Annotated in this window: 14 protein-coding genes; 6 read left to right on the top strand and 8 right to left on the bottom strand. The window is 62.2% G+C overall.

Annotated elements, in window-relative coordinates:
- Positions 1-73: 73 nt before the first annotated feature.
- Entirely contained in the window at positions 74-712 is a 639-nt protein-coding gene (locus tag IEW17_RS03525) for a hypothetical protein (protein WP_188560635.1), read from the top strand.
- Between the two features lie 166 nt (positions 713-878).
- Positions 879-1,619 carry a TIGR04283 family arsenosugar biosynthesis glycosyltransferase gene (locus IEW17_RS03520; protein ID WP_229748786.1) on the top strand — a complete coding sequence of 247 codons (741 nt, stop codon included), beginning with the start codon at positions 879-881 and terminating at the stop codon, positions 1,617-1,619.
- A 248-nt stretch (positions 1,620-1,867) separates the two neighbouring features.
- Here IEW17_RS03520 and IEW17_RS03515 read toward each other — a convergent pair whose 3' ends face one another.
- Entirely contained in the window at positions 1,868-6,544 is a 4,677-nt protein-coding gene (locus IEW17_RS03515; RefSeq protein WP_188560634.1) for a M4 family metallopeptidase, read from the bottom strand.
- A 487-nt stretch (positions 6,545-7,031) separates the two neighbouring features.
- On the opposite strand from IEW17_RS03515, the gene IEW17_RS03510 reads away from it, so the two are divergent.
- Positions 7,032-7,847 (top strand): MbnP family protein, encoded by an 816-nt coding sequence (locus tag IEW17_RS03510; RefSeq protein WP_188560633.1) that lies wholly within the window; start codon positions 7,032-7,034, stop codon positions 7,845-7,847.
- A gap of 136 nt (positions 7,848-7,983) precedes the next feature.
- Here IEW17_RS03510 and IEW17_RS03505 read toward each other — a convergent pair whose 3' ends face one another.
- Positions 7,984-9,174, bottom strand: coding sequence for a phosphoglycerate kinase (locus IEW17_RS03505; protein WP_188560632.1), 1,191 nt, complete (start codon positions 9,172-9,174; stop codon positions 7,984-7,986).
- A gap of 167 nt (positions 9,175-9,341) precedes the next feature.
- Here IEW17_RS03505 and IEW17_RS03500 point away from each other — a divergent pair, with 167 nt between their 5' ends.
- The 3 genes from IEW17_RS03500 to IEW17_RS03490 all read left to right on the top strand — a co-directional run bounded on the left by IEW17_RS03500 (position 9,342) and on the right by IEW17_RS03490 (position 15,114).
- A complete protein-coding gene (locus IEW17_RS03500) occupies positions 9,342-12,041 on the top strand; it encodes a D-alanine--D-alanine ligase family protein (RefSeq protein ID WP_188560631.1) in 2,700 nt (899 codons plus the stop codon).
- Between the two features lie 139 nt (positions 12,042-12,180).
- Entirely contained in the window at positions 12,181-12,942 is a 762-nt protein-coding gene (locus tag IEW17_RS03495; protein ID WP_188560630.1) for a PASTA domain-containing protein, read from the top strand.
- Positions 12,943-13,161: 219 nt separating this feature from the next.
- The gene (locus IEW17_RS03490) at positions 13,162-15,114 is read left to right on the top strand and encodes a T9SS type A sorting domain-containing protein (protein WP_188560629.1); all 1,953 of its coding nucleotides are present in this window, start codon (positions 13,162-13,164) and stop codon (positions 15,112-15,114) included.
- A 124-nt stretch (positions 15,115-15,238) separates the two neighbouring features.
- Here IEW17_RS03490 and IEW17_RS03485 read toward each other — a convergent pair whose 3' ends face one another.
- From IEW17_RS03485 to IEW17_RS03460, 6 genes are all read right to left on the bottom strand, one after another.
- The gene (locus tag IEW17_RS03485; protein WP_229748791.1) at positions 15,239-15,748 is read right to left on the bottom strand and encodes a fasciclin domain-containing protein; all 510 of its coding nucleotides are present in this window, start codon (positions 15,746-15,748) and stop codon (positions 15,239-15,241) included.
- Positions 15,749-16,131: 383 nt separating this feature from the next.
- Positions 16,132-16,518, bottom strand: coding sequence for a hypothetical protein (locus IEW17_RS03480; RefSeq protein WP_188560628.1), 387 nt, complete (start codon positions 16,516-16,518; stop codon positions 16,132-16,134).
- Positions 16,519-16,620: 102 nt separating this feature from the next.
- Positions 16,621-18,165, bottom strand: coding sequence for an aldehyde dehydrogenase family protein (locus IEW17_RS03475; RefSeq protein ID WP_188560627.1), 1,545 nt, complete (start codon positions 18,163-18,165; stop codon positions 16,621-16,623).
- Positions 18,166-18,354: 189 nt separating this feature from the next.
- Positions 18,355-19,362, bottom strand: coding sequence for a class 1 fructose-bisphosphatase (gene fbp / locus IEW17_RS03470; RefSeq protein ID WP_188560626.1), 1,008 nt, complete (start codon positions 19,360-19,362; stop codon positions 18,355-18,357).
- 123 nt (positions 19,363-19,485) lie between these two features.
- The gene (locus IEW17_RS03465) at positions 19,486-19,683 is read right to left on the bottom strand and encodes a hypothetical protein (protein ID WP_229748785.1); all 198 of its coding nucleotides are present in this window, start codon (positions 19,681-19,683) and stop codon (positions 19,486-19,488) included.
- A gap of 196 nt (positions 19,684-19,879) precedes the next feature.
- A complete protein-coding gene (locus tag IEW17_RS03460; RefSeq protein ID WP_188560624.1) occupies positions 19,880-20,779 on the bottom strand; it encodes a S24 family peptidase in 900 nt (299 codons plus the stop codon).
- Between the last annotated feature and the right edge of the window lie 9 nt (positions 20,780-20,788).

Raw genomic sequence — 20,788 nt, 5'->3', positions numbered from 1 at the left:
CCAGCAGTATTTCTATCAACATTATTCCGGGCGGTGCCTGCGTAAGCCTGCGCTGCTGTTCGCCTTTCTCTGAATGATTTTCATCCAAAAACAGCTTTTCCTGGGTACCACGCACATTGCCTTGCGGGCCGAAAGCCTGTACGTGTGCAAGCGCAACCCCCAAGGAGTGGCCACGCTCGAAACCGAAGTTCCGTACGAGGAAATTCTGCCCATGCAGTCGGGCGAGCATCGCCAAATTCCTACCAACCAAGTGCTGATGACGGTCTTGATACTGGTGGTGCTGGGCAGCGGCCCCTGGCGCGAGTGGCTGGCTACCGGCCAGGCTACGTCGGCGCTGTACTGGTGGTGGCTGATTCTGGGAATCAACGCGCTGGCCATGTGGCTGCGCTTCGAGCAGCAGTGGTGCACGTTTCGGCTGCAAACGGCTCACCTCGCCCTCACGCTGGCGGGCCGGCCCTGGCAGCGCAAGCAGTTCCGGGCATTGGTGGCCGAGCTGGAACGCCGCACCAAAACCTACCTGCGCGATGAATACGGCCAGATTAACCCGCTGGGCTTCATCGAGCCGCAGCTGCGCCGCGTAGCGTGGCTGCACGAGCTCGACGTGCTGAGCGCGCCCGAAGCCCGCGCCCTGAGCACCCGCCTCACCGGCCGCCACAGCCCCGACACGCTCACCAGCATGGGCCAGGAGTTGGAGTCGCCTTACTTGAACTAATGGTAATCGGTAATCGGTAATCGGTAATCGAAAGAACGTCATGCTGAGCGTAGTCGAAGCATCTCGCGTGTGGTACTAACTCAATCGTTCAACGATGCGAGCAAGATGCTTCGGCTGCGCTCAGCATGACGTTCTTTTGATTAACAACTCTCCACTCAACTCACTGATGCCAACCCAGCCTCCTTCTGCCCCAACCGCGCCGGAGCTGATAAGCATCATCATCCCCACCTACAACGAGGCGGCCGCTCTGCCGGCTTTGCTACGGCACCTGCGCCAGGCCGGGGCGCACCCTGAGGCAAACGTTGAAATCATTATCGCCGACGGGCAAAGCACCGATGCTACCGCCGCCCTGGCCCGGGAAGCCGGAGCCCGCGTGCTGGCCTGCCCCACCAAAGGCCGCGCCGCGCAACTTAACTACGGGGCCCGGCACGCGGCGGGCAGCATCCTGTATTTTCTGCACGCCGACACGTACCCGCCCGTTGGCTTCCCGGATGATATTCGGCGGGCGGTGGGCGCGGGCTACGGCTGCGGCTGCTACCGCCTGGCCTTCGACATGTCCCACTGGTTTTTGCGGGCCAACGCCTGGTTTACGCGCTTCGATGTGGAAGCAGCCCGCTTCGGCGACCAGAGTTTGTTCGCGCTCAAAGCCGTGTTTGAGCAAGCTGGCGGCTACCGCGAGGACTTCATTGTGATGGAGGACCAGGAGATTACGCGGCGGCTCAAGCAGCACACCAAGCTCCGAGTATTGCCAGCTAAAATCACCACCTCGGCCCGCAAGTATCGGGAAAACGGCATTTTCCGGCTGCAGGGAGTTTTCTATCTACTCACCTTACTCTATCGCCTACGCGTGCCGCAGCCGATGCTATTGCGCATCTACCGCGCCCTCATTCGGCAGGACAAACTGTAGCGCGAACTCTGTAGTTCGCGCTACATCACGGTTAGTCGTGGTCCGGCTCGGGGGCAGCGAATTATCGAAATCGGACCTCATCTAAAGTGGGCTCAACAATGGGTTGGTAACGAAGGAAAGTTACGCAGATTATGCACCGAGCTGGCGCAGAAGCCCCAACGCAAAAACGGCGCTTCGGGCCCCCATCCAGTTGAAGCCATGCTCCTGTGATGGGGCCGAAGCGCCGTTTCTAAACGAGCGGCAGTGGGTTATTCCCGGGTCACGCGCAGGGTCTGAATTTCGTTATTCAGCAGCACGCGCACCACGTACACGCCGGCGGCCAGGCGACCGGTTTCGGGAAGGGCCACAGCGCTCAGCCCAACGGGCACGGCCACCGAACGCTGCACCAGCAGGCGACCAGCCAGGTCGTATACGGCCACCGAGGCGGCGGCCTGCGGCCGGGCAGCCTGCACCGAAAGCGAGAAACCGGCCGCGCCAAACGGCACCGGCTGCGCCTGCACCACAAAGCTGGCATTGGCCGCGTTGCGGGTAGGCAGCATGGCGCTGGGCGTGCTAAGGGTGAAAGTGCCGGCGAGGGCCGAACTCCATTCCACGTAGTTCTGCGTGCTGCTTTGAGCCGTGCGGGCGAGGGGCGACCACGGCCCCGTGGGTGGTCCCACCGCACCGGTGTAGAAGGGCTGCAGGTCGGCTTCGGCCAGGCCGTTCAGCTCGGCATCGCGGTAGTTAAGCCGCATGGTGCCACTGATAGCAACGGTAGGCAGGAAGCTCAGGGTGAAATAGCGGCGAATGCTGGTGCGGGCCGGGGCCCGGCCAATGGCCTGGTCAGTGCTACGCGTGAGGTTGACGGAACCCAGGCTACCCGAAACCTGGGAAACGGTGAGGCCGACGCCGCCAAAATCCTGGCTGCTGTTCACCGCCAATGCCCCCGAAGTCACCAACCGGCCCGACACATAAGAATCGACGGTTTCAGCAATGGTAGCGCCCGCAAGCAGGGCCAGGGTCGAAGCCTGAGTTTTCAAAACACCACGCTGCATAACGACGGCCGTGCCCACGGTGAGAGCCTGGGCCAGGCGGGCAGTATCGGTGGCGGCGGGCAGGTTCACGAGCAGGCGCGGGACCTGGAAAGCAGTGGCCGCGGGAGCGGTGAGCGTGACGGCGGCACCGCGTAAACTAAGTGTGCCGTTGGTGCCGGCAATGGTAGCCCCGGGCTCCAGGGTCAGGCTGCCGTACACTTCCAGCGTGCCGCCATTGAGAGCCAGCGCCGTGCCAGTACGCAGGGTGAGGTTGCGCACTTGCACCAGACCGGCTGTCAGAACAGGCTGGCCGTTAGCCATGCCGCGTACTTCGGCATCGGTGGTGGGCGTGGGCAGGCAGGTCCAGTTGGCAGCTAAGGCCAGGTCAGTGTTCTGGCGCAAGTGCCATTCGGGGCTGGGGGCCACGCGCACGTCCACGGTATCGCGGAAAGTGCAGCCGCCCGCCGTGGTAGTGACACCGATGTAGCGGTAGCGGCCGGGGGTAGCCGGAGTAGCCGCCAGCACGTTGCTGCCCGTGGCCGTGATGCCGTTGGGGCCGCTCCAAGTCACGCTGTTGTCGCGGGTTACCAGGCTCCAGGCCGTTACGGGGCCCACGTCGGAGGGGCCGGCATCCACCACAAACAGGTTCCAGGTACCGGTCTGGGACGCATTGCGCAGCTTGGCGAAGCCCGTGGGCTCGTCAACTTTCCAGCTGCCCAGGAAGGGCGCGGCACCCGTGCCCAGGGCGCGGGCACCCACCGAGTCCACAAACAGGGTGTTCTGGTAGTTGCCGCCCGCGCCACCGTTCAAGCGGCTCAGCAGCACGCGGGTGCCATCGGGCGCTTCCACATACAGAATGAGGTCGCCGGTGTAGGGGTGGGTGATGCTGACGCGGACGCCGCGCAGGTCGAAAAAACCCTCAGCCGAACCCGCCACGGTGAGCGGAATGCGCACTCCCACGGGGTTGTTGTCCGGAATCTGCCTGCTCCCGGCGAACTGATACGGACCGGTGAGCTGGTTTTCAAAAGGACGGCTCCGCAGACGGGTGGTGGCGCTGGCGCAGGACACCGAATCGAGGCCCGCTGGGGCGGCGGCCACCGGACGGCGGGCTATCACCGTCACGGTTTGCTGCACGGCGCAGTTCGAGCCCGGCGTGGCGGTGTTCACGATGTAGCGCAAGCGGCCGGCCAGGGTGGGCGTGGTGCGGCGGTTCTTACCCACGGCCGAGTAGCCGGCGGGGCCGGTCCAGGAATACGTCTGCCCGGCCACGCTATCGTCGGCCGTCACGCGCAGGTCGATGGGGCCGAATGCCTGGCCGCGCCCGGCGCACAGGGCCGTTTGCAGCGCCGTAGCGGTTAATACCGGCTGGCTCACCGTCACCGTCACGGCTTGGGCGCTGGTGCAGCCGAAGAACGGGTCGGAGGCCAGCACGGTGTAGCGGTAAGTGGCGGTGCCGCCGCCCACCGGGCCGGCCGGCGTGGTGGTCGTGGTCAGGCTGATGGCCTCCAGGCCCGGGCCCACCCAGCGCACCGAGGGCGCATCAGTGGCAATACGGGTAAAGAGCAGCTCCACCAGCTCGATGGTGCCGGTGCTGCCAGCCTGGCTATCCTGGGCTTCGAGGCTGATGTTGGCCAACGTGCCCGGCGTGATGCTGCCGAAAGCCGCCGCCGCCTGGAACGTGCCCGTGAGCGTGCTGCCGGCCACCGTAGCGGGCAGAGCGGTTGTAGCGCTGGTGGCAAAGGTGAGGTCGAGCGCCACCGGCGCGGAGCCGCTGGCGGTAGGCAGTGCCGGGGCCAGATTCAGGTAACTGGTGGTGCCGTCGGTGCCACGCACAGCCAGCCGCAGGGCCACCTGGCCGGGCTGGGCGTGCGCGAGGCGCACCCGCACGCCGGTCAGGTCGGAGTAGTTGCGATAAGCATTTTCGAGCCCACGCTGCAGCGTGGAGCCGAACGTTACGGCCGTGCTGTACACGGGCAGGGCCGTGAAGGCGGTAGCGCCGTCGGGCAAGGCCGTGGCCGTGGTGTTGCGCATGCGGCGGGTGCTCGGGAAAGCGGCCGTGGCCGTGAGGGTGAGCGGGCTGCCAGCGCAGATAGCCGTGGAGGAAGCCACCGCCGTAAGCACGGCGGCGTCGTCGGCGAGGCACTGGGCCTGCGCACCAGCCGGGGCCGAGCTGCTGGTACCCAGGCCCACGGCGTACCAGGCATCAATCACGGCCGTTACTTCGGCCGAATTGGCTCCGAACAAATCCGTAGCGGCCTGAATGGTAAATACCCGCGCCGAACGGTAGTCGGAATTCGGCGTGAGGTAGAGGCGCTCGGCGCGGTAAGCAATACGCGCGGCCTTGCTGATGCCGATGCCCGTGACGGCGTAGGCCTGCTGCTGTTCGTTCACGCCGGTTTTGCCCACGCTCAGAATATAAAACCAATGGTTGAGCACGCCCGAATTGGTATGTACCCCGCCGTTATCCGTTGTGCCGAAGTTCCAGCGGCGGCCCCGGTAGTTGGCCGGGCAGGTCGAGAGCACGGCCGTGCTCAGCGGGTTGCTCATCGAGCGCAGGCCGCCCGAAGTCAGGCTGATGTCTTCGCCCACAATCCAGGTTTGCTTGGTGGGGTCGGTGGCGAACTCCACGGCCGCGCCCCAAATATCGGAGAAGCCTTCGTTGAGGGCTCCCGATTCGTTCCGGTACACCAGGCCGGCCGTGGCCTGGCAGATGCCGTGGCCGGTTTCGTGCGCGCACACGTCCAGGGCAGTAAGGGGGCTGAAGGCCGTGGCCCCGTCGCCGTACTGCATGGCCGTGCCGTTCCAGCTGGCGTTGTCGTAAGCGGCGCGGTAGTGCACGTAGTTCACCAGCTTGCCACCCAGGCCGTCCCAGGAGTTGCGGCCGTGCACGGTCTGCCAGTAGTCATATACCTGGGTCGAGCCAAAGTGCGCGTCGAGCGCGGCATTGTCCTTGGCGGCGTTGTTGAACTCGGCGGCCGTCCAGTTATTGTCGGTATCGGTGAAGTCAATGGCCCCGGCCAGGCTGGTGCTGGTGCGCAGGTTGTAGGTTTCGATGCCGGCGGCGCGGGTGTAGTCGCGCAGCCGGTAACTGCCGCCGAGCAAGTCGGTAGCCACTTGCCGGCTGCCCATGTAGCGCGTGGCAAACGTGCCGGTGGCGGCCACCTGCGTGCCCCGCACCCCAGCGGGCCGGGTAGCACCAGCTTTGGCGGCCTGCGCGCCCGCTGGCAGCAGCCCGGCGGCGTGCTTGATGATATCGTCGCGCAGCACCACGTCGCCGGTGCGGGCCTCCACATATACGTAGGCGCGGCTGCGCGGCTCCTGGGCATACACGTTGAATTTCCAGGCCAGCACCAGCGGGCGCTGAGCGGCGTTGGGCTGGCGGTAATCCTCCACCACCACCAGCTCGCCGGTAGGGCGGTAAGTAGCGGCGGAGTTACCCTGCTCGCGCTTGAGGCCGGCTTCTTCGGCGGCATCGTCCCACATGTAGCGGCTGGCTCCTATAGTGGCTAGGGCGCGCTGCAAGGCGGCGGCAGCGCTCAGGGCGGGCTTGGTGCTGAGGGTGGCGGACACGGGCTTAAACTCGCCGCTGAGCACGCCGGCCGTGCGGTGCACGGTATACTGGCCGTGCTCCACTTTCACCCCATTGAAGTATTGCTGAAACCGCTCGTGGCGCTGGCCCAGCTCGTCGGTTTCCACGCGCAGGGCGCGCAGGTCGTCGGTGGGGCGCAGGGCCAGCTCCTGGCGGAGCAGCGCGCGGCTATCGAGCGGGAGCTGGCGCAGAGCGGCCCCGTTTGGGGCCGGGAGTAGCCGCAACTGAGGTGTGCCATCGGCAGGTAGCGCTTGACCCGAAACGGCAGCCGCGGCTAGCAGTGGCAGGGCGCACAGTAGCCCAATACGTAGAGGTTGAATCATAAAATGTAAGGAAGTAAAGAAAAGCAGTGGCTAAAGATACATTCCGAACCGGCGCACTTGCACGGAACCTCTCAAGCCAAGGCTGTTGCGTCCTACTTCCCGCATCAGCGAAGCTGAATACAGCACTGGCTCACTTCAGCAAAAGGCTTGTCACGGCACTATTTTGCGCCCGGATTGCTGTCAATTTAGACGCTTGCTGGTCATTAAGTCTTCGTCTTTTCCTGATTCCGGCGTTCCCTTCCCCGCTTACTTTTACCTTGAGTGGCCACTGCCCCCGGTTTCGTCCGTGACTCGCTTTCCAGCTCTTTTCCTCGTCGCCCTGGTGCTGCCGCCCCTCCTACCCGCCTGATTGCAAGTGCGTTGCTTTCAACCTACCGAAAGCAATGTGCTTATTCCCACCCCACTGTGCCCTAATTACAGCAGGGTCTGCCCGCGCATCAACGCGACGCTTTCAATCATTCGTTAGCATTTGCCTTCGCCTTTTTCGATGAAACGTTTTTCGCTTTCCACTCCTGCCGGGGTCTGCGCCTTGACCGCTCTTGCCCTCACGGGTTGCAAGCAGGACGCGGCAGTACCCGCCGCCACGGGCACGGTCACGCTGCACATGGATAATGGCGTAACCATGCCCAATCCGACTACTGGCGCCCCCACGTTCGGTTCGCTCGTGCTCGGCACCGGGGCTTACACCAATGCCAACGGCGATGACTTCACCGTGAGCACGTTCAAATACTACGTTTCCAACGTGAAGCTGCTGAAGGCCGATAATTCGACCTTCACTTTGCCAAAAACCTATTATTTGGTGGACCAAACCAAGCCTAACACGCAGGATTTGGTTTTTAGCGAGGTGCCGGTGGGCGACTATACCAGCATCAGCTTCCTGGTGGGTGTGGACAGTGCCCGCACCAAAGCGGGCAACTTTACCGAAGTGGCCCTCAGTTCCAACAACGGCATGCTCTGGACTATGAATGGTGTGGATGAATTCATCAACCTGAACCTGGGGGGCTACTCATCGAAGGCGCGCTCGGGCGGACTTACGTTCCACATCGCCGGCTACAAGCAGGCCAGCACCAACACCATCCGGACGGTGACGGTCCCATTCCCGGCCAATAAATCGCCCATGCTGGTGCGCGCCAATCACTCGCCCGAAATCCACATGCACGTCGACATCGCCAGGATGTTTAGCGGCCCCAACCTCATCAAGTTCGCCGATACGTACAGCGTCATGGGTGGTGTGCCCGCCGTGAAAATTGCCGACAACATCGCGGCCGGCATGTTCTCAGTGGGACACATTCACGCCAACTGATAGTAGTAGAAACCACTCTTAGGAGCCCAGACACAGTATTGCACCCATAAGAGAAACCCCGGCCGCTTGCGCAGCCGGGGTTTCTCTTATCCGTTATACTCGTCGCAAACCACTTTGTGACGGGTATAATTGCAGGTTAGCCCAAGGCTGCTACGCCGGGCAGCTCCTTGCCTTCCATGTACTCCAACAGCGCGCCGCCGCCGGTCGAAATGTAGCTCACCTGCTCGCCGAAGCCCATTTGCTGCACCGCCGCGGCCGAGTCGCCGCCGCCGATGAGCGAGTAGGCTCCGGCGGCCGTGGCCTCGGCAATGGCGCGGGCCACGTACTCGGTACCGAGCGAGAAGTTGCTCATTTCGAACACGCCCATTGGGCCGTTCCAGAGGATGGTTTTGCTGTCGCGGATGACGTCGGCGAAGGCTTCGCGGCTGTCAGGGCCCAGGTCGAGGCCCATCCAGCCGTCGGGGATGCTGGTATTGGCGGCGATGTCCACGTTGGCGTCGTTGGCAAACCGGTCGGCGATGAGCGAGTCGGCGGGCAGCATCAGGTTCACGCCCTTGTCCTTGGCTTTCTGAATGAGCTGCCGGGCCAGGTCCACTTTGTCGGCTTCCAGCAGCGAGCTGCCCACGTGCCCGCCCTGCGCCACGGCAAAGGTGTAAGCCATGCCCCCGCCGATGAGCAGGTTGTCCACCTTATCGAGCAGCTTCTCGATGATAAGAATCTTATCTGAAATCTTGGCCCCACCCATAATGGCCGTGAAGGGCCGGTCGGCGTGCTCCAGCACTTTTTTGGCGTTGTCGATTTCGGACTGGAGCAGGTAGCCGCCCACCCGGTCCTGCGGCGCAAAGGAGCTGGCCATCACGGCCGTGGAGGCGTGGGCGCGGTGCGCGGTGCCGAAGGCATCGTTCACGTACACCGTGCCCAGGGCCGCCAGCTGGGCGGCGAAAGCCGGGTCGCCGGCTTCTTCTTCCTTGTGAAAGCGCAGGTTATCGAGCAGCAGCACCTGGCCGGGCTGCAGCGCCGCTGCTTTCTGGGCCGCTTCGTCGCTGAGCACATCGCCGCCCCATTGCACGTCGCGGCCGTACTCCTTCTGCAGATGCAGCAGCAGGCTTTCGAGCGAAAACTTCTTTTCGGCGCCGCCCTTGGGCCGGCCCAGGTGCGAGAGCAGCACCACCGAGCCGCCATCGTTCAGGATTTTCATTACCGAAGGCGTGGCCATGCGGATGCGGGTATCGTCGGTGATGTGCAAGTCCTTGTCGAGGGGCACGTTGAAATCGACGCGCATCACGGCGCGCTTGCCGGCGAAATTGTAGGTATCGAGGGTGTTCATGCAATGGAGATAAGTTGATGATGCGAAAGTAGGGCATGCGTTAGCTTGCCCCTGGCCAACGGTCAAATTTTGTTTGGGGTTGCCCCGCGCCCCGCTGCTGGCCGGCGATTTTTCGACCGGGCAAGCCAAAGCGTGCTCTACACTCTCCCCTTACCTTTGCTCCACTTATGAAAATCGGCATTTTTTTCGGGGGCACTTCGCGCGAGCGGGAAATTTCCTTCGCCGGCGGCCGCACCGTCTTTGATAATCTGGACAAGGCGCTGTTTCAGCCCGTCCCCATCTTTGTGGATAGCCTGGGGCAGTTCATTCTACTCGACTGGCAGTTTATTTACAAAGGCACCATCCGGGATTTCTACCCGCCGGTGTCGTCGCAGCCGCCGTCGCTGCACCATTTGCAGGTTTACATCGAAAGCCTGGGCGAATTGAGCCACGAGGACCGGTTCCGCGCCATTGCCAAGGTGGGCCGGCAAATTCAAATGGAAGAACTGCCCCTGCTCATGGACTTTGCCTTTCTGGCCCTGCACGGGCCGGGCGGCGAGGACGGGGCCATTCAGGGCCTGCTGGAGTGGCTGGGCATTCCGTATTCGGGTTCCGGCATTCTGCCCTCAGCGTTTGGCATCGATAAAATCGCGCAGAAAAACCTGTTGAAGGCGACAGGACAGCCCACGCCAGACTTCCGCGTCATCAGGGCTGAGGAATGGGACACGACTGACCACGCCGCCACGCTCGCCTACCTGGTGCGCGAAATAGGCCTGCCGCTGGTACTGAAAGCCCCGCGCCAGGGCTCGAGCATCGGCGTGAGCATTCTGAAAACCGACGACCTGGCCAAATTCGAGGCGGCCATCGAGCGCAGCCTGTTCCGCAAAACCCTGACCCGCACCGATTGGCAGCGCCTGGGCGAGCAGGACCGACTGGCTTGGGTGCAGCACCTCACCGACATCCGCGAAGGCATCGGCCTGCCCGTAGTGCTCGACGACGAAACCGACCCCATCTATCACCCCGAAACCCTGCTTTTCACCCTGAATGAGCGGTTGGAAACGGCTGAGGAAGTGCGCCTGACCAACATCGACGGCGAAATGCAGGTGTTGGTAGAGAGCTTTGTAGCGGGCCGCGAGTTCAGCTGCATTGTGGTGGAAGACCCCAACGGCGTGCCCCTGGCCCTGCCGCCTACCGAGATTGTGAAGGGCGAGGAGATGTTCGACTACCGCTCGAAATACCTACCTGGCCTGGCCCGCAAAGTCACGCCGATTGACTTACCGGAGGATAAAATCCAGGAAATCCGCGAGGCTTGCGAAGAGATGTTCCGCACGTTCGGCTTCCAGGTCTACGCCCGTTTGGATGGGTTTGTGGGCCACGACGGGAAGCTATTTTTGAATGACCCGAACACGACTTCAGGCATGCTGCCGGCCTCGTTCTTCTTCCACCAAGCGGCCGAAATCGGGCTCAATCCCTCGCAGTTTCTCACGTTCCTCATTCGCACGTCGCTGGCGGCCCGCCGCCGCGCCGGCCTGCGCCCCGTGAAGCTCGGGCAGCTATTGGCCAAGCTGGATGAGGCCGTAGCCGGCCGTCATCACGAGACCACCGAGCGCATCCGCGTGGCCGTGATAATGGGCGGCTACTCCTCCGAGCGCCATATTTCGGTGGAAAGCGGGCGCAATATCTTCGAGAAGCTCAGCTCCTCGGCCAAGTACGCGCCAGTGCCGGTGTTCCTCACCGGCTCGGCCCAGGAGCACCGCCTCTACGTGCTGCCCGTGAACGTGATGCTGAAGGACAACGCCGACGACATCCGTGAGAAAATCGAGCACGCCGAGGCCGGCGAGGCCCCGCACCCCATCCTGGCGCGCATCCGCCGCGAGGCCGGCACCATCACCAGCACTTACGCCGGACAGGCACTGGCCCAGCCGCGCCGCATCTCATTCGAGGAGTTGGCCCAGCTGGCCGATGAAGTATTTATCGCCCTGCACGGCCGCCCTGGCGAGGACGGCGCCCTGCAACAGGAGCTGGAGAAATTTAACCTGCCCTACAACGGCTCGGGCGTAGCCAGCAGCAGCGTCACAATCAACAAGTTCGAGACCAACAAGCGCCTGCGCGATGCCGGCCTGCGCGTGGCCGAGCACCGCATGGCCGCTAAGGTGGAGTGGCAGGCCGATGCCGAAAGCTTCTACCGCGGCCTCGAAACGCAGTTCCCCTACCCTTTCATCGCCAAGCCCGCCGACGATGGCTGCTCCTCGGCCGTGAAGAAAATAAAGACCCGGGCCGAGCTGGAAGCCTTCAGCCAGCTCATATTCCGCACCGAGGAAGACCTGCTGCCCGCCCCAGCCGAAACCCTGAACCTGGGGTTCAAGGAGGAATTTCCGCGCAAGGATGCTTTTCTAGTCGAAACCCTCATCAGCCGCGACGGGGCCGCGCATTTTCTGGAAGTTACCGGCGGCCTGCTCACTTCTTATGATGAAGACGGCCTGCTCGTCATCGAAGTATTCGAGGCCAGCGAGGCCCTGGCCACCGGCGAGGTGCTGAGTTTGGAAGAGAAATTCCTGGCCGGCGAAGGCCAGAACATCACCCCCGCCCGCTACGATGTGGATGCCGCGGAACGCCAGCGCATCTCCAACGAGGTGAAGGCCGTGCTGCGCCGCGTGGCCGAGGTGCTTGACATTCAGGGCTACGCCCGGATTGATGCCTTCGTGCGGGTGCGCCAGGAAGGCGAGGTCGAGGTGCTGATTATCGAGGTCAACTCGCTGCCCGGCATGACGCCCGCCACCTGCATTTTCCACCAAACGGCGCTGGCCGGCTACACGCCCTACGCGTTTATCGACCGGATTCTGGAGTTTGGCAAGGCGCGGGCGGCGCGGGCAGTACCAGCCACATAGCCGTCATGCTGAGCGTAGTCGAAGCATCGCTACCGCGTAACTAATCCAATTGATTGGGTTTACTATTGCGGTAGCGATGCTTCGACTATGCTCGGCATGACATGCTTTCATTATCCCAAATAATACCTACGCTTTCCCAATGGCTTTCCTTACCTCTAATACCCCGCTCGATGTCGTGAAGCACCTCGTGCTCATCGCCGTGGCGGGCCTGCTGCTCGTACTGGGCTTCTTCTATGTGTACCTGCCCATGAGTACGCACCACGGCGAAACCATTACGGTGCCCAAGGTGACGGGCATGAACGTGGCCGACCTGGAAAATTACCTCGACGAGCGCAAGCTAGCCTACTTCGTGGACGACTCCAGCTACAGCCCCAGCCTACGCCCGTTCACGGTGCTGGTGCAGGACCCCGCCCCGGGCGAAAAGGTGAAGCAAGGCCGCAAAATCTACATTCAGGTGAGCATGAAAAACCCACCGGTAATCAAGATGCCAAAGCTGACCGGTAACTCCTCAAAAGCGGCCATGCTCATCCTGAAAAGCTACGACCTGGTGGCGGGACAAGTGCAGCTGGTGCCCGATTTAGCTTCGGGCGCGGTGCTCAAGCAGCTCGTCAATGGCAAGGAAATCGCGCCTGGCGCATCCATCGCCAAAGGCACCCAAGTAGATTTGGTAGTGGGCGACGGCCAGGGCAACCAGACTTTCGCCGTGCCCAACCTCGTGAACATGCCCGAGGATGAAGCCCTGACGCTGCTCGTAGGCCAGGGCCTGCAAAAAGGCGAGGTATTTGAGCAGCCCGCCGAAGAAGGCCAGACGCCGGGCACCGTGGTGCGCCAGCGCCCCGTGCCCGGCCCCGATGCCACCATCCGCATGGGCCAGCTGGTAGATATCTGGGTGGCGAAATAAGCTCATCGCCAATTAGAAAAAGCACGTCATGCTGAGCGCAGCCGAAGCATCTTGCGTGTGTCAGTAATTCAATCAATTGGTTTACTACCACACGCAAGATGCTTCGGCTGCGCTCAGCATGACGTGCTTTTATTCCTTAGGATGTGCTGCATTCGTACTGTTCTTTGTCAACGCACTTTTTAATTCGCCAGCGTCGTTAGGCTCTCAAAATCCTTCTACATGATGACACTTTTCCACGCGTCGCGCCAACTGCTGCTGCTGGTGTTGCTGGCAGCGGCCGGTGCGGCCTCGGCCCAGGCTGTTATTACGGGGCCGCTGGCGGCCGACCCAGGGCGCGCTCAGTTTATCCCGGCGGCGGCGGTGCGCCCCCAGCTGCGCGGCACTGCTGGCACTACAGCGCTGGCGCTGCCTTTCTTCGACGATTTTACCTCACCGCTCGAAGGCGCGCCAAAAGTGCTGAACTGGAAGCCCACGGGCGGGGCCATCGTGAGCAACCGCCTGGCCCTGGCCCCCCTCACGCGCGGAGCCGCCACCCTCGACGGCCTGCGAGCCAACGGCCGCACCTACAGCAACATGGTGGCCAGCTCCTATGGCCCTATCGATTCGCTGGTGTCGCAGCCCATCGACTTGGGTGGACTCAGCACCGGCAACCAGGTAGCGCTGAGCTTTGCCTGGCAGGCCGGCAGCATTGTGGGGGCTCCGAGCGCGAACGTGAACAACAACACCGTTAGCCTGGAGCTATTTGTGAAAACGAACCTGGACCGCTGGGAATCGGTGTGGGTGTACACCAGCCAGCGGGCGCGCACCGGCTTCCGGCAGCAGGTGATTCTGCTTAATCAGGCCAAATACCTGCACGGCAACTTCCAGTTCATGTTCATTGCCAGCGGCAATAACTCGGACAATAGCGACAACTGGAGCGTGGATTACGTGCTGCTCGACAGAGGCCGCACCCGGGGCCTGGCCGACACTACGTTTGTGGACGTGGCCACCAGCGCGGGTCTGCGGGGCGACACGCCCTCGGGTGGGTTGCGCAGCCCGTTGCGCCGGTTCACCTCCATGCCGGTGTGGCAGTTCAATGCGGCGGCCTCGCCCACGAGTGAGCTCAACACCAAGCTCGGCGTGAACGTGACCAACCTGAATTCCGGGCCGCTGGCCCTGCGCACCGGCGTGCTGGGCACCGTGCGCGCATTGCCTGCGGCTGCCCCAATCGGCACGTGGCTGCAGGACACCCGCAACCTCCCGCCCGTGAACCCGCGCCTGGACAGCGTGACCGGTGCGGCCAACCGGGCGGTGCTGCCTGCCACGGCCACCCCCAAGATTCTGCGCTACACGCTGGCGCTTAATTCGCAGGAAACCACGCCGCGCACGCTGGCCAACGACACCATTTCCCGCGATGTGGAGCTGGGCACGTATTACGCCTACGACGATGGCACGGCCGAAAATTTTATTCAGCTGGTGCCCTACGTGACGGGGCAGGCGGGGGCCCTGGCGTATCGGTTCGACCTCAACCGGCCCGACTACGTGCGGTCGCTACGCCTGTATCCGGTGTTTTCGGCCTCCGACCAGCTGGCCCGGTCCGTTACCATCAGCGTGTGGGACGATGTGAGCGGGCAGCCCGCTACCGCCGCCCGCGCCAGCAAAACTGTTACCATCCCGGCCGCGGCGGCGTTTCCGGCGGGTTGGCAATATTTCGAAGTCACCTTCGACCAGCCCGTGCCCGTATCCGGCACCTTCTACGTGGGCTTCACCCAGCCCTCGCAGAGCCGCAACCTGCAGTATGGCCTCGACCTGAACAGTTCTATCCCAGCGGGCTACTTCTGGCGGCGCGATAACTTCGGCACCTGGCTGGCCAACCCCGCTTCTCTGAACCGGGGCGCGCCCATGATGCGCCCCGTGATGACCAACAACGTGGCTACCGCTTCGGCCGCGACCCGCGAAACCGAAGCCTTCAGCGTGTACCCTAATCCTGCGCACGGCACCGTTTCCATCACCGGGCCGGCCTTTGCCCGCGCCGCCGTGCTCGACGCACTGGGCCGCGTGGTATGGGAGCAGCCCGCCGCGCAGGCCGGCCAGCCCACGCTGCCACTGCCCGCGCTGGCGGCCGGCATCTACACCGTGCGCCTGACCTTAGCTAATGGCCGCACCATAGGCCGGCGCTTAGCCATTCTGTAGTTTCTTCAATCACAAAAAAGCCCTTCAGAATTACCTGAAGGGCTTTTTTGTGATTGATACTTGACGAGCGAAAGGCAATTCCAAAGCCCCAAATGGCTTGGGAGCTCATCAAATGTCCCGCTTATTATTTAGCGGGCATTAACACTGTGTCAATTACGTGGGTTACGCCGTTGCTCGACACCGCGTTCGCGATGGTCACTTTCGACATTCCACCCTTGGCGTCTTTCAGCATCACGCCGGAGCCATCCACCATCACTGTCAGCGTTTCGCCTTCCACGGTGGTCAGCATCTGGCCGTTTTTAAGGTCGGCGGCCATGAGGCGGCCGGGTACCACGTGGTAGGTCAGGATTTTGGTGAGCGTAGGCTTCATCTCGGGCGTAAGCAGCGAGGCCACTGTACCGGCGGGCAACTTATCAAATGCACCGTTGGTGGGGGCAAATACGGTGAAGGGACCCGTGCCTTTCAGCGTTTCAACCAAGCCGGCAGCTTTCACGGCGGCTACCAGGGTGGTGTGGTCGGCACTGCCGGCGGCGTTATCCACGATGTCCTTATTGGCCGTCATCATGGCACCACCCACCATCACGCCTTCACTCCCGCTCGTAGTCGTGCTCATGCTACCGCCGTTGCCCATCATGTCGCCTTTGCGGGGCTGGGTTTTGGTCTTCATCTTGTCGCCGGCTCGCGACTTGCCTTTGACTTTCATCTTGCCGTCGTCCGCCATTTTGGTTTTGGTGGTCATGCCGTCGGCTTTGGTCTTAGTCTTTTCGTCGTCGCTTTTGGTCTTCATCCCATCCTGGGCAAAAACCGGCGTGGCTAGAGCCACCGCGAGGACGAAAGTGGCGAGAAATGGCTTGGTTTTCATACGTGTAGGTGTTAGTGAAAGAACTTCTAATCTTCATCTAACGCAACAATGCGATATTAGTTGGTGCTGCCTGGTATCGAGAAAGTAAGCTTTGCTACGCTTTCAGCCGATTCAATTGCCCTCGCATTATGCCCGGCAGAATAATCCCAGAACAGCTACCGGCCACTTCCCAGCAACAGCCGCCGACCCAACACCCGCTGTAAATCGGGCAGGTCGTAGGTGCGCAGCACACCGGGCAGCACCGATGAATACTGGCCTTTGGTAGTAGACTGGGCATCGGCCAGCAGCCAACGCCGAAACCACGCCCGCACGCTGTCCTGATACACACGGGTACCGGCCGCCGACTGCACTGCCGTGGCTAGCTCGGCCGCCCGGGGCACGTACTGCGCGTGCAGCTGTTGCAGCAGGTAAGTAATGAGCGTGGTTGGGGCCCGCCAGTCGAGCACAGCCATGGGCTTTTGCGACCACGCGGGGGCACCCGGCACTAGCGCGAGCACCAGCAACCAGTACCGCAGCTTCATCAGCGTCAGCGTATAATTCATGCGCGCAGTAAAATTCTAACGCGAAACAAGAAAGGCTTTAAACAAAGTAGAGACGCAAATTACTGCGTCTCTACTTTGTTTAAAGCCTTATTCCGCTGGCTGCTACACTTTTTCGGGCAGCAGCGTGGCCTCGGGGTAGTTGCCTAGCACGGGCTGGCCAGCCGAGCCGTTGGTCACGGCTTCCACCAGCAGCTTGCCGCCCACAAACGCGCCTTTCCAGGACTCGCCCAGGCCGCCGAATACTTCTTCGCGGTCGCCACGTGAGCGCAGCTTGTTGATACCCACCTTGAAGGAGCGGATTTCGCGGGCCGTGCGCCGGGCCAATGGCTCGTTGTCGGAGGCGATGGCGGCTACCAAGGCACCGTTGGAAATGTTCATCTCCCCCACCAATTCTTCGATGCGGTCGACCAGTACGATGCTGTCAATCGGGCCGAAGGGCTCTTTGAAGTACAGCTCGCTCTGACGAGGCAGATTTACGAGGGCGCGGGGGGCTATGTAGGCGCTGCGGTCCTGGCCGGGCAGGAAAAGGCTGTCATCGAGGCGACCTTCGTAAATGGGCGTGGCCCCGGTTTTGAGGGCATTGGCGTAGAGGCGGTCGAGGTCCTGGGCCTGGGCGGCGTTGATGACGGGGCCGAACGCCAGGTCCGGCAGTTTGTCATCGGCGTGGTCTACCAGCGTGGGGTTGCCTACTTTAAGGCCGCGCAGGGCCTCGGTGTAGGTTTCCAGAAACTGCGGAAACAGGCGGCGCTCCACTACGAAGCGCACGTAGGCGGTGCAGCGTTGCTTGCCGTAGTCGAAGCTCTTTTTGAGCTGGTCGGCCAGGGTGTTCCAGTCGCTGTAGTCCCAGATGCCGTAGGCATTCACGCCCTCCATTTCCAGCATATAGCGCTTGTCGGTGGTGGCCAGGGCATCGGCGATGTCGCGCGCATTCTGGCGGCCGCCCACAAAGCTCAGGCAGTCGATGGCCGGATGCTTCACCAGGGCATCGCTGAGTTCGGCCCCGGCCCCGCTCACCAGCGTCACGGGCACGCCCGCCCGCCGCACCAGCGCAAACGCCAGGCTCAAGGAGATGAAACCGCCATCAGTCGGCGTTTTGGCGATGACCGAATTGCCGCACAGCGCCTGCACCAGCACCGCGTGCAGCAGCACCGACATGGGGTAGTTCCACGACGCAATGTTGGACACCAGGCCCAGGGGCGTGCGACTGCCCAGGAGCGAGTCGATGTTGTCGACGTACCACTGCGCACCGTCCACGGCGCGGTCAATATCAGTAAAACCCAGCTTGTAGGTTTTGCCGATTTCCCACATCAGCAGCTTACCGATAAGGTCGACGTGCGGGCGCAGCGCATCGATGGCGGCCTGCACGCGGGTCCGACGCTCGTCGTGGGCGGTGGCGGCCCAGGCCGGGGCTTCCTGCTTGGCCGCGACCACGGCGCGCACGGCGATGGCGCGGTCCAGCATGGGCAGGCTGCCGAGCAGCGTACCATCTACTGATGAATGGAACTCCCGGGGCTTGCCCGGCTCCTGCCAACGGCCCTCCAGCAGATTAAGAAAGCCGCCTTCGGACGTGAATATCTCCGGAGTGGCCTGTTTTACCTGCGCTAGCAGCGTGGCAAACTCAACCTGGGGCGAAATGATTTTGGGCATATTTTGGGGGAGCTAAAAAAAAGAGTCAGTTGGTGATTAGCGCGGGGCGCGGTACTGCAGGTTCCCACCGCCGCTAAGCGATGCATTACTAACAGGGCGAGCCCGGCAAGTTGTTTTGGCAATGTACACCGGCCAGGCGACCCGTATGTCTGCGCCAGCAATAAAGAGGTCAAAGTAACTACCCTCAACTTAGCGCGCGGCCACGGCCTGCAGCTCGCGCACCAGCTCGGCCGAGCCCACGAAGAGCGGGGCGCGCTGGTGCAGGTCAGCGGTGGGCGGCACATCGAGCACTACATCGGCCCCGGTCACGGCCAGGCCGCCGGCCTGCTCAATAAGGTAGGCCAGCGGGTAGCATTCGTAGAGCAAGCGCAGCTTGCCGCCGGGCTTGGCCGTGGTGGGCGGGTACAGGTAAATGCCGCCGGTGAAGAGGTTACGGTGGTAGTCGGCCACCAGCGAGCCCACGTAGCGGGCCGTGAGGCGGCGCTCTTTGCACTGCATCAGGAAGGTTCGCACAAACTCCGGGTAGTCGAACCAGTTACCCTCGTTGCAGCTGAACACCGGTCCTTGCTGCGGAATGACGATGGCCGGGTGCGAGAGAAAGAATTCGCCCAGCGACGTTTCGTAGGTAAAGCCCACCACGCCGTGCCCGGTGGTGTACACGAGCATGGTGCTGGAGCCGTACAGAACGTAGCCGGCGGCAATCTGGGCGCGTCCACCCTGCAGGAAGTCCTCCAGCCGGGCCGGGCCGCCAATGCGCGACACCCGCCGGTAAATGCTGAAAATGGTGCCGATGCTCACGTTCACGTCAATGTTCGAGGAGCCGTCGAGTGGGTCCATCGCCACCACGTACTTGCCGTGCTCATTGCCGGTCTGAACGATTTCCTCGTTCTCCTCCGAGAGAATAGCGCAGCACTCCCCGCCATTGGTCAGCGCCCGAATGAAGCGGATGTTGGCTTCCACATCGAGCCTTTGCTGGGCCTCGCCCTGCACGTTATTGTTGCCCATGGCCCCGGTGATGCGCGAAAGGCCAGCCCGGTTCACGTCGCGGTTCACAATTTTACCGGCCAGCGCGATGTCGCGCAGCAGCTGGCTCAACTCGCCGGTGGCGAACGGAAATTCCGCCTGCTTGCGCATGATGTAGCGCTCCAGGGTGGTGCCGACGGGCGTGGCCAGGGTATTTTCGGTGGTCTGGGACATGGGTGGACGAGTGAGTGGAGTATGCAGTATTGAACGGTCATGCTGAGCGGAGTCGAAGCATCTCTACCGCTTCATTGCAGCGATTGAAACACTACTGCGGCAAAGATGCTTCGCCCGCGCTCATCACAGCGCTCTAAAGTTACCCGGCCGGCTTGCTTCTGCGATTGCCACAGCACTACCTGCCAGCTTTTTTTCTTGTCTTTCACCTGCCACCACGTATTTGAGGTGGGCCCGATTAGCGGTGCCATCGGACTGGTTGGACAGGATGATGAGGATGGCGCCACTCACAACGGCCGTTTTGCCGTCGTTGTATTCGCGCACGTTCAAAGTTTCCACGTCAATCTTGTCGCACGGGCTTTTGCCGTCGCAAATGCTTCGGATGTACTCCGTCTTGCCATTAGGCTGCTTCCAAAAGGCAAAAACCCCTCCTACATGACGTAGAAAGGGTTTTAAGTGGCCGCGTTAGATAATGAACCATCTAACCAAAACACCTTATTTACAATCAATTAACAGCCGGCTATCGGGCGTTGGGGGCAGCATTGGGGGCATTTTCGTCCAGATGCCGCCGCACCTCTCCTTTGTCGAAGCCTAGCGCCTCAATCACTTCCCACAGTCGTTCTATCGTCACATCGGGCGCACTGGGCAGGTAAGTCGAGAGGTAGCCCCGCACCTGCCACAGCTCGGTAAGGTCAGCCACGTCCAGCGGGTAAGGCCGTCGGTGCGCGTTGTCCGAGTGCAGCAGCACTTCCGAATCCAGGTCGGTAATCCGCTGCCGAATACGCTTCAGCATGACGCTTTGCGTCGTCACCACTACGTACATGTCGTCGGGTACCAACAACCGCCAGTTGTCGACGTAGGAGCACAACACGATATCGCGGTGGTTCAGCGTGGGCTCCATGGAGTCGCCCGCTACCTCAAACGCCCGGTATTTTCCGTGCTCAAATCCCGGCACCCGGTAGCGCGGCAGGTCCTGCACAAACACCGCCTCATTGTGCTGCACGGCGTAGCCCGCCTGGGCGTGGATAGGGACCAATTCTAAGTTGTCGTTACCGTCCTTGTCCACCGTGATGGCCAGCACCTTGCCGCCGTTCACTACCGGCAGGCCCTTAGCTGATGCCGTCCTACCGGACACGGCCCGGTCCGACGTGGCTGCAGCACCGCCCGTCCGCCCGCGCAACATCGACCCCTCCCCCAGCACCAACCAATCCAACGACAACTCGGGCCATTTGCGCTGAAAGTCTACCAGAGTAGGAAGTGACGGCTCCGACCCTTGCAGGATTTTGTACAGCTTGCTCGTGGTATTGTAGCCCAGGGCCTTCGTTGCGCTGCTGGCATTCAAGCCTAAGTGGTCAAACAGCTCTTGTACCCGCACCGTAACCGGCGAGAGCTTTTCTACTTCATTACTAAGCCGTTCCATAATATTTCC

Source organism: Hymenobacter frigidus (assembly GCF_014640435.1).
GTDB lineage: Bacteria > Bacteroidota > Bacteroidia > Cytophagales > Hymenobacteraceae > Hymenobacter > Hymenobacter frigidus.
This window is presented reverse-complemented; position numbering and strand designations above follow the sequence as displayed.

Coding starts and splice junctions, on each gene's coding strand:
- IEW17_RS03525 (WP_188560635.1), top strand. CDS start 74: ATGATTTTCATCCAAAAACAGCTTTTCCTGGGTACCACGCACATTGCC.
- IEW17_RS03520 (WP_229748786.1), top strand. CDS start 879: ATGCCAACCCAGCCTCCTTCTGCCCCAACCGCGCCGGAGCTGATAAGC.
- IEW17_RS03515 (WP_188560634.1), bottom strand. CDS start 6,544: ATGATTCAACCTCTACGTATTGGGCTACTGTGCGCCCTGCCACTGCTA.
- IEW17_RS03510 (WP_188560633.1), top strand. CDS start 7,032: ATGAAACGTTTTTCGCTTTCCACTCCTGCCGGGGTCTGCGCCTTGACC.
- IEW17_RS03505 (WP_188560632.1), bottom strand. CDS start 9,174: ATGAACACCCTCGATACCTACAATTTCGCCGGCAAGCGCGCCGTGATG.
- IEW17_RS03500 (WP_188560631.1), top strand. CDS start 9,342: ATGAAAATCGGCATTTTTTTCGGGGGCACTTCGCGCGAGCGGGAAATT.
- IEW17_RS03495 (WP_188560630.1), top strand. CDS start 12,181: ATGGCTTTCCTTACCTCTAATACCCCGCTCGATGTCGTGAAGCACCTC.
- IEW17_RS03490 (WP_188560629.1), top strand. CDS start 13,162: ATGATGACACTTTTCCACGCGTCGCGCCAACTGCTGCTGCTGGTGTTG.
- IEW17_RS03485 (WP_229748791.1), bottom strand. CDS start 15,748: ATGATGGGCAACGGCGGTAGCATGAGCACGACTACGAGCGGGAGTGAA.
- IEW17_RS03480 (WP_188560628.1), bottom strand. CDS start 16,518: ATGAATTATACGCTGACGCTGATGAAGCTGCGGTACTGGTTGCTGGTG.
- IEW17_RS03475 (WP_188560627.1), bottom strand. CDS start 18,165: ATGCCCAAAATCATTTCGCCCCAGGTTGAGTTTGCCACGCTGCTAGCG.
- fbp (WP_188560626.1), bottom strand. CDS start 19,362: ATGTCCCAGACCACCGAAAATACCCTGGCCACGCCCGTCGGCACCACC.
- IEW17_RS03460 (WP_188560624.1), bottom strand. CDS start 20,779: ATGGAACGGCTTAGTAATGAAGTAGAAAAGCTCTCGCCGGTTACGGTG.